4 protein-coding genes are annotated in these 3,078 nt (G+C 66.6%); all 4 read left to right on the top strand.

The window, feature by feature from the left end; translation table 11 throughout:
* Positions 1-44 precede the first annotated feature (44 nt).
* Complete coding sequence (locus tag ACY45C_RS15880) at positions 45-179, top strand: AAA family ATPase (protein ID WP_462188373.1); 135 nt, start codon at positions 45-47, stop codon at positions 177-179.
* 39 nt (positions 180-218) lie between these two features.
* The gene (locus ACY45C_RS15875) at positions 219-401 is read left to right on the top strand and encodes a hypothetical protein (protein ID WP_462188367.1); all 183 of its coding nucleotides are present in this window, start codon (positions 219-221) and stop codon (positions 399-401) included.
* Between the two features lie 105 nt (positions 402-506).
* Positions 507-980: a hypothetical protein gene (locus tag ACY45C_RS15870; protein ID WP_462188366.1), complete on the top strand. Its 474-nt coding sequence runs from the start codon at positions 507-509 to the stop codon at positions 978-980.
* A gap of 485 nt (positions 981-1,465) precedes the next feature.
* A partial coding sequence (locus ACY45C_RS15865) for an Hsp70 family protein (protein WP_462188365.1) occupies positions 1,466-3,078 on the top strand: 1,613 nt, incomplete at its 3' end.

Here is a 3,078-nt window from a genome sequence, read left to right as displayed (position 1 = left end):
AACCGGTTCGCGATTACTCGAAGCGTCGTTGCCTCAGGTGTCGAATGATCGAGCGGCTTCGGGTCAGAAACTTCAAGGCGTTCGCCGACCTGAGCCTTGATTTCAGGTCTCTCACCGTGCTAACCGGCCTGAACAATGCAGGTAAGAGTACAGTTGTCCAAGGAGTTGAAATGAAATAACTTGCGCGTTTCGAACCCTCCACGGGCCTGTGACCTGCGATGATGCTCTCGATCACGTATTTGTTACTTCATTACGTCCCCATCGACGGCTCTCTGAACCACGGTCTCGGAGTGGAGCGTGCCGTTCAGCTGGTCGGGATGGGCAGGAATGTGGCGGTCCTGACGATGCGGTGGCGTGGGTTGGCGGGACCTCGGCTGGTCATTGCGAAGGAGTTGAAATGAAATAACTTGCGCGTTTCGAACCCTCCACGGGCCTGTGACCTGCGATGATGCTCTCGATCACGTATTTGTTACTTCATTACGTCCCCGAAGGAGGACGGCGCCACGTTGGTCTTCATCGACGGGGACGAGCATCTCAGGTTCTTCTACCGGTCTCTCTTCAAGCTGGAGGACATAGCCGAGGAGATTTTCTTCGTGCACGCGGAGAAAGCTTTTCCTCGACTCCTTTTCGCCGACGGCCTAACCTTTCGAAAATTTGATGGCGGCTACTCCCTGAGAGATACTGCTGTTCTTCATCTTGCCGCATTAAATGATCGGTTTTCCGATTTGTTCATTGCCGAGAATGGTTCCTCCGCGCAGATTTCCGCGCGCCTGGGGATAGCCGTCAGTATCGAGGGTAGGACTCGGGGATCTGCTACTCTGATGCGCAGACGTGACGTCATATTCCGGGGTTTCTCCGTCCGGTGTGAATGGCATTCAAAACTCGAACCGCATCGGAATCGTATTCACTTCTTCCCCGGCGACTCCCGGACCGATGGGAAGATTCTGGTCGGCATGTTCGTCCGGCATCTGCCGACCTGATTGGGACCGGCCTCGCCGGCCCCCGGGTAAGGAGTAGATCTCGGCTGGTCGGAGATCCCCGAGAGCCGCCGGATCCAGGGCTCCACCCCGCCGTGTCCTGCTCGGTGTCCTCGCCTATCCGGGTAGGAGGTGTTGACGATCACAGGGTGCCGCGATCACAGGATGCTGGATCATGGAGTTCCGGACGCGAGGTGTCCGGCACGGCGCATCGGCCGGTCCTGGCGGGCCCAGCGTCATGGCACCGTCGGACCCGCGGCAGGCCGGTCGGGCCGGGGCCCGGCACCGTCCGGCACCGTTCGGCGACTCAGTGACCTGCTCACCGGCTCAACGGGAGCCGGAAATATTTTGTCCGCTCTCGGACACAAATATTGCCTGGTCAAACGTCCACGATGATCGTGGTAACGGGAGTGGAAGGATCTCCGGCGGCCGAGCGGAGTACCGTGGCTCCGGTCGCCGTGATGATCGCGTAGGTTTCGGGAGACGCGGTGAGCTATCAGCTGGGTATCGACCTCGGATCCGCGAACACGATCGTCGGGGTGGCGGACGGAGGCTGGCCCCGCGTGCTCGAACTGAGCGGCCAGCGTCGCCTGCCGTCGGTGGTCTACGCCGCCCCGGCCGGTGGCCTGCAGTTCGCCCGCGCGGCGGACCGCCGGTCGCTGGTCGACCCCGAGCGTGCCGCGACCGACCTCCTGCGCCGGCTCGGGGACAGCGGTCCCGTTCTGCTCGGGGGTGCCGCCTACAGCCGGGAGGGACTGATCGCCCGGTTGGTGACCTACGTCGTCACGGCCGCCACCGAGCAGCTCGGGTCGGAGCCGGACCAGGTCGTCGTGACGTTCCCGACGTTCTGGTCGGCGGCCCGGCGCGAGGTGTTCGCGGACGCCGTGAGCCAGCTCTCCGATGTCACGGTGCCCGTCGCGGCGTTCCCGGCCGCCGACGCGATCGGAACCCTGCTGTCTCACGGCTCCTCGACCCAGACCGTTGAGTTGGTCGGATGGTACGACTTCGGCGCCGGCTTCCTCGACACGGGGATCCTGTCCTTCTCGCCGTTCGGGTTCCAGCTGCTCGGCTTGGCCGCGGGTCTGCGCCACGGCGCCGGCCTCGAGCTCGACGAGCTCCTGGTCGACCGGGTGCTGACCGGCGCGAGTGTCGAGCGTGCGGCGCTTGACCGTTCCGACCCGATGATCCGGACCGCGCTCGGCAGGCTGCGGCGGGAGTGCGCGCAGGCGAAGGAGATCCTTTCCGGTGAGGACGAGGTCGACGTTCCGGTCTCCCTTCCCGGAGTCGATACCTTCGTCACGCTGAGCCGGGCGGAGCTGGAGACTCTCATCGGCCCGATCGTCGATGACACGATCATGACCTTCCGCCGGGCGCTCCGCTCGGTGCCGGTGACCTCCGCCGAGCTGTCCCGGATCCTGTTGTCCGGCGGGATCTCCCACCTTCCGTTGGTGGCCCGCCGGCTGCGGGAGACCTTCAGCGGGATCGGCCGGATCGACCACGGTTCGGACGCGGATGTGGCGATGGGCGCGGCGCTGCTCGCCGCCGACCTCGCTGACCGGTTCGGCGCCGTCGGTGCCGGGAGCGCACCCGGTGTTCCAGGTGTTCCGGGTGTTCTCGGCGCGGTCGGTGTTCCGGGTGTGCCCGGAGCTTTCGGAGCCGTCGGGGCGGTGGCCGCCGGCGGTTCCGGCGCGTCGGGCGATGCCGGTGACGCCGAGGAACCTTCCGCCCAGGAGCCCTCCGACGTCACCGCGGTGATCCGGCCGCCGGACGCCGCGGACCTGGTCTCGCGGCCGCCCTTCCTGTCCGGGCCGAGGGGGCTGTCCGGGCCGAGGGGGTTCGCGGGCACAGTGGGTCCGGCCGGGGTCCGAGGCGTGCCGGAGGCGGACGGCGTGACGGTCGCGGCGACGGTGCTCAGCGGCCCGGACGGCTCCGCGCTGCACGGCTCGGGCGCCGGGGACGACACGGTGATCTCCTCGGGTGGCGCGGCGGATCCCCCACCGCCGGGGATCGCCGCCGACGGCCCGGGCCCGTCCGACACGCCCGGTCACCGGATCCCGCCCGGCCTCATGCCGGTTGGCGCCGATCGGGACCACGTTCTGCT

Source organism: Frankia sp. CcWB2, assembly GCF_977927585.1.
This window is presented reverse-complemented; position numbering and strand designations above follow the sequence as displayed.

Bases quoted from the DNA above. Each gene is read 5' to 3' on its own strand.
- ACY45C_RS15875 (WP_462188367.1), top strand. From the start codon at position 219: ATGATGCTCTCGATCACGTATTTGTTACTTCATTACGTCCCCATCGAC.
- ACY45C_RS15880 (WP_462188373.1), top strand. From the start codon at position 45: ATGATCGAGCGGCTTCGGGTCAGAAACTTCAAGGCGTTCGCCGACCTG.